This is a genomic window from Micromonospora sp. NPDC049580, assembly GCF_040675595.1.
GTDB lineage: Bacteria > Actinomycetota > Actinomycetes > Mycobacteriales > Micromonosporaceae > Micromonospora.
On the sequence record NZ_JBFAPG010000504.1, the window covers coordinates 1 to 4,556 of the forward strand.

Consider the following 4,556-nt stretch of genomic DNA (forward strand, 5'->3'; position numbering starts at 1 on the left):
GTCGGACGGACGCCGGCCGCGCCGGAGGTCACTTCTTGAGGTAGATGGTCAGGTCCGACATGTTGCGGTAGCTGAGCGCCGCAAAGTCCAGCGACTGGGCCCGGTTGGCGGTGCCGCCGGGGGCGGTGTCCATCTCCCAGTTGGCGTGGTGGAAGTCCCGCTCGCCGATGGTCTGGAAGAACTGCTGGAAGTTGATGTCGCCCTCGCCGAGCGGGGTCATCTGGTGACCGTTGGGCACGCTGGTGTCCCGGTCGCCGTCCTTGGCGTGGAAGAGCGGGAACCGGGTGGTCCGGTCGGCCACGTTGAGGATCGGGTCGAACAGATCGGTCACCTCGCGTCCGGCCGGGTCGACGTACTTCTGGTGCTTGTAGCGGGCCACGTAGCCCCAGTAGATGTCGAACTCGAAGAAGACGTACCGGGGGTCGGTCCTGCCGAAGAAGTACTCCAGCCGCCGGATGCCCGACGAGCGGGTCGGGCGGCCCTGCGCGTCCAGCGGCCCGGAGTCGAGCAGGAAGCTGTACGCGACGTCGTGGTTGTGCGTGTAGAGGCGCATGCCCCGGGCGTGCGCCTGCCGGCCCAGCTCGTTCCAGGTGTCGGCGGCGGCGTCCCAGTCGGCCTTGTACGCGCTGTTGGTCGGGTCGCTTCCGGTGCCGATGTTCTTCATGCCGAGTTCCTCGGCGATGTCCAGCTGCTGCTGGAACGTGGCCGCCTGGATCGAGGCGTGCGTGCCGTTGGCGACCAGGCCGTTGTCGTCGAGGATCTTGCGAATCTCGGTCGGGGTGATCTGCCGGCCCAGGATCTCGGTGTTCTGGGTGTAGCCGGCGAACTCGATCTCCTTGTACCCGATCTCGGCGAGCCGGGCGAGGACACGCTCGAAGCCGTACGGCACGCCGCTGTCGTCGGGGGCGGCGGTGATCCGGTCCCGGACGCTGTAGAGGATGATGCCGCGGTTCTTCGACGGAATCAGCGGCTCGACCCGCAGCTTGCTCTTGCCCTTGTCCTTGGGGTGGGCGAGCGCGGGGGTGCCGGTGGCGAGGACCGGCAGGCCGGCGGCGCCGAGCGCGGCGGCGGCTCCGGCCGACGCGGCAAGCAGGGAGCGGCGGCTGAGCCGACCGGCAGATGAGGCGTTGGGTGCGGTGTGATCTGGCATTGTTCCACCTTTCGCGACGGTGGTGGCCGTCGATGACGATCAGCAGAGGTGCGACGAGGGGTCAGGTCGCGGGCGCCGCCGAGCGCCCGATCCGCGTCCCGGTGAAGCCGAGGGCGTGCCCGGGTACCGCGAGTCGAAGGGGCAGTTTCCACGCCGTCGCTGCGGCGTGGTGGTGCGGGACGCCGGTCCCGTCCATGGACACGATCGGCTTGAATGTTCCGAGCGCGTTACATCTTGGAGACAGACACTAACGTCGGTCGAAGCCAAAAGAAAGCATCGATCCGCACGAACTTTTGTTTGTTTAAGCGAAAGTAACCGATGATCGTCAATATGCGCGTCGGGTCCGATGACGCTGGCTACGCTCGTCGTGACCGAGGGACGAAGGAGTCGTGCATGGTCCTGACCGGACGCACACCGTCCCGCAGGCTGGCCGCCGCCCTCACGGTGCTGAGCTGCGCCGTCACGCTGACCGCCGCCGGGTGCACGGGCGACGACGACGGCGGGTTCCGACCCGGCGCCGCGGACGTCGGCGACCCGTACGTGCCGGGCCATGGCAACGGCGGTTACGACGTCACGCACTACGGGCTGGACGTCCGCTACGACCCGAAGACCGACCGGCTCACCGGTCGGGCGACCATCACGGCGACGGCCACCCAGGATCTGTCCCGGTTCAACCTGGACCTGGTCGGCCTGGACGTCGGCGCGGTCACCGTCGCCGACGAGCGCGCCAAGCACCGCCGCGATGACGGCGAGCTGGTGGTCACCCCGCGCGACCGGCTTCCGCGCGGCCGGACCTTCACCGTGGCGGTCGACTACGCGGGAGTGCCCACCGCCGTGACCGACGGCGAGCTGGGCAGCGGCGGCTTCCTGCACACCGACGACGGGGCGATCGCTCTCGGTCAGCCCGACTCCGCGGCCACCTGGTTCCCGGTCAACGACCACCCGTCGGACAAGGCCAGCTACAACATCGCGGTGACCGTCCCGGACGGACTGTCCGCGCTGAGCAACGGGGTGCCCGGGCCGAAGAGCAGCGCCGACGGGTGGACCACCTGGCGCTGGTCGGAGCGCACCCCGATGGCGAGCTACCTGAGCACCCTCGTGATCGGAAACTATCGGGTGGTCAACGGCGAGCACGCCGGACGACCGCTGGTCACCGCTGTCGCGGCGAGCCTGCCGGCGAACGGTGGGGCGGCCGGCTCCCTGGCCCGCACCGGCGAGATCGTGGACTTCCTGGCCAGCCGCTTCGGCCCGTACCCGTTCGACTCGTACGGCGGGATCGTGGTCGCCGACGACCGGATCGGGTACGCGTTGGAGACCCAGTCCCGGCCGGTCTACGGGCCCGCCTTCTTCACCGACGACCATCCCAACCCCGGCGTGGTGGCACACGAGCTGGCCCACCAGTGGTTCGGCGACAGCGTTTCCCTGCACCGGTGGAGCGACATCTGGCTCAACGAGGGCTTCGCCAGCTACGCCGAGTGGCTGTGGGAGGAGCACGACGGCGGTCGGACCGCGCAGCGCAACTTCGAGCTGCAGTACGCGTCGACCGACTGGTCCCAGCCGTCGGTCGAGCCGGGACGGGAGCGGATGTTCGGCACCGCGGTCTACAAGCGCGGCGCGCTCGCCGTGCACGCGCTGCGCCGGACTGTCGGTGACGACACCTTCTTCCGCATCCTGCGTACCTGGACCACCGAGCGGGCGGGCGGCACCGCCACCACCTCGGACTTCGTGGCGCTGGCCGAGCGGGTGGCCGACCGGCAGCTACGGCCGCTCCTCGACGCGTGGCTGGTGGGCGGAGCGGCACCGACCCTGCCGTGACGGCCTCGTGATCATCTGTCGATAGGCTGCCGCCTGCGATCAGGCAGGAGCGCCGGTCGCGCGGGGTGGCCAGGCCCCCCGCACCGGGTGTACGGGGAGGGTTCGTGATGCGGGGAACGCGGCGCAGGCTGCGGGTGGGTGCCGGTCTGCTGGTGACCGGGGCGCTCGTGCTGTCCGGATGCGACTCGTCCACGAAGGAGGCCGCGGCCCCGACGCCGAGCGCGTCCCCGACGCCGTCGCGGACCTTCACCGCCGGGGCGGCCGGGCTCGGGGACGCGTACTTCCCGACGTACGGCAACGGCGGGTACGACGTCGGGAAGTACACCGTGAAGGTGCGCTACGACCCGGCGAAGGACCGGCTGACCGGTACGGCAACCGTGCAGGCCACGGCGACGGCGGACCTGTCGACGTTCAACCTCGACCTGGCCGGTCTGACCGTCAAGACGGTCACCGTGGACGGCGCACCGGCCACCTACACCCGGGACAAGAACGAGCTGGTGATCAAGCCGGCGGCCGGCCTGATCACGGGCAACGGTTTCGTCGCGGAGATCGTGTACGAGGGGGTGCCGAAGCCGCTGAAGAACGAGGTGCTCGGCGAGGGCGGGTTCCTGCACACCGCCGACGGCGCGATCGCGCTGGGCCAGCCGGAGTCGGCGAGCACCTGGTTCCCGGTCAACGACCACCCGTCCGACAAGGCCGCGTACGACTTCGAGGTCACCGTCCCGCAGGGCCTGACCGCCGTCAGCAACGGCGTGCCGGGCGGCAACACCACCAAGGACGGCTGGACCACCTGGAAGTGGTCGGAGAAGTCGCCCATGGCCAGCTACCTGAGCACCGTGGTGATCGGCAAGTTCCGGATCACCACCGGCCAGCACAAGGGGAAGCCGGTCTACAGCGCCGTCACCACCAAGGTGGCCAAGGGCGCGTCGGACGCGTCGATCGCGCAGACCGTCAAGGTGGCCGACTACCTGGAGACCGTCTTCGGGCCGTATCCGTTCGACGCGTACGGCGGTGTGGTCGTCTCGGACAGCCGGATCGGGTACGCGCTGGAGACGCAGAGCCGCCCGGTCTACTCCGCCGGATTCTTCCGCCGTGGCGAGAACACCGAGGTGGTCGCCCACGAGCTGGCCCACCAGTGGTTCGGCGACAGCGTGGCGCTGGCCAAGTGGGAGGACATCTGGCTCAACGAGGGCTTCGCGACGTACGCGGAGTGGCTGTGGGCCGAGCACACCAAGCAGTACACCGCGAAGCAGGCGTTCGACATCCGCTACGAGCGGGTGCCGGCCGCGGTGTGGAAGACCCCGCCGGGCAAGCCGGGGGTGAAGGACCTGTTCAGCGAGTCGGTCTATCAGCGTGGCGGGATGACCCTGCACGCGCTGCGGGTGGCCGTCGGCGACAAGGCGTTCTTCCAGATCGTCAAGACCTGGGCGGCGGAGAAGCGCAACGGGACCGCCACCACCGCCGAGTTCGTGGCCCTCGCCGAGCGGATCTCCGGCAAGCAGCTCGACGCTCTCTTCGAGGCGTGGCTCAACGGCACCAAGAAGCCCGCCCAACCCAAGAAGCTCTAGGAAGGTGCCCCGGGGGCCTCGGT

Annotated in this window: 3 protein-coding genes; 2 read left to right on the top strand and 1 reads right to left on the bottom strand. The window is 69.7% G+C overall.

Features of this window, described 5'->3' with window-relative positions; genetic code table 11:
* Nucleotides 1-28: 28 nt before the first annotated feature.
* Nucleotides 29-1,150, bottom strand: a complete 1,122-nt coding sequence (locus AB0J68_RS27910) for a sugar phosphate isomerase/epimerase (RefSeq protein WP_354855357.1) — start codon at nucleotides 1,148-1,150, stop codon at nucleotides 29-31.
* 393 nt (nucleotides 1,151-1,543) lie between these two features.
* On the opposite strand from AB0J68_RS27910, the gene AB0J68_RS27915 reads away from it, so the two are divergent.
* On the top strand, nucleotides 1,544-2,965 hold the full coding sequence (locus AB0J68_RS27915) for a M1 family metallopeptidase (protein ID WP_363941343.1): 1,422 nt from the start codon (nucleotides 1,544-1,546) through the stop codon (nucleotides 2,963-2,965).
* Between the two features lie 107 nt (nucleotides 2,966-3,072).
* Nucleotides 3,073-4,533, top strand: a complete 1,461-nt coding sequence (locus tag AB0J68_RS27920) for a M1 family metallopeptidase (protein ID WP_354855359.1) — start codon at nucleotides 3,073-3,075, stop codon at nucleotides 4,531-4,533.
* Nucleotides 4,534-4,556: the final 23 nt, after the last annotated feature.

Coding starts and splice junctions, on each gene's coding strand:
- AB0J68_RS27910 (WP_354855357.1), bottom strand. CDS start 1,150: ATGCCAGATCACACCGCACCCAACGCCTCATCTGCCGGTCGGCTCAGC.
- AB0J68_RS27915 (WP_363941343.1), top strand. CDS start 1,544: ATGGTCCTGACCGGACGCACACCGTCCCGCAGGCTGGCCGCCGCCCTC.
- AB0J68_RS27920 (WP_354855359.1), top strand. CDS start 3,073: ATGCGGGGAACGCGGCGCAGGCTGCGGGTGGGTGCCGGTCTGCTGGTG.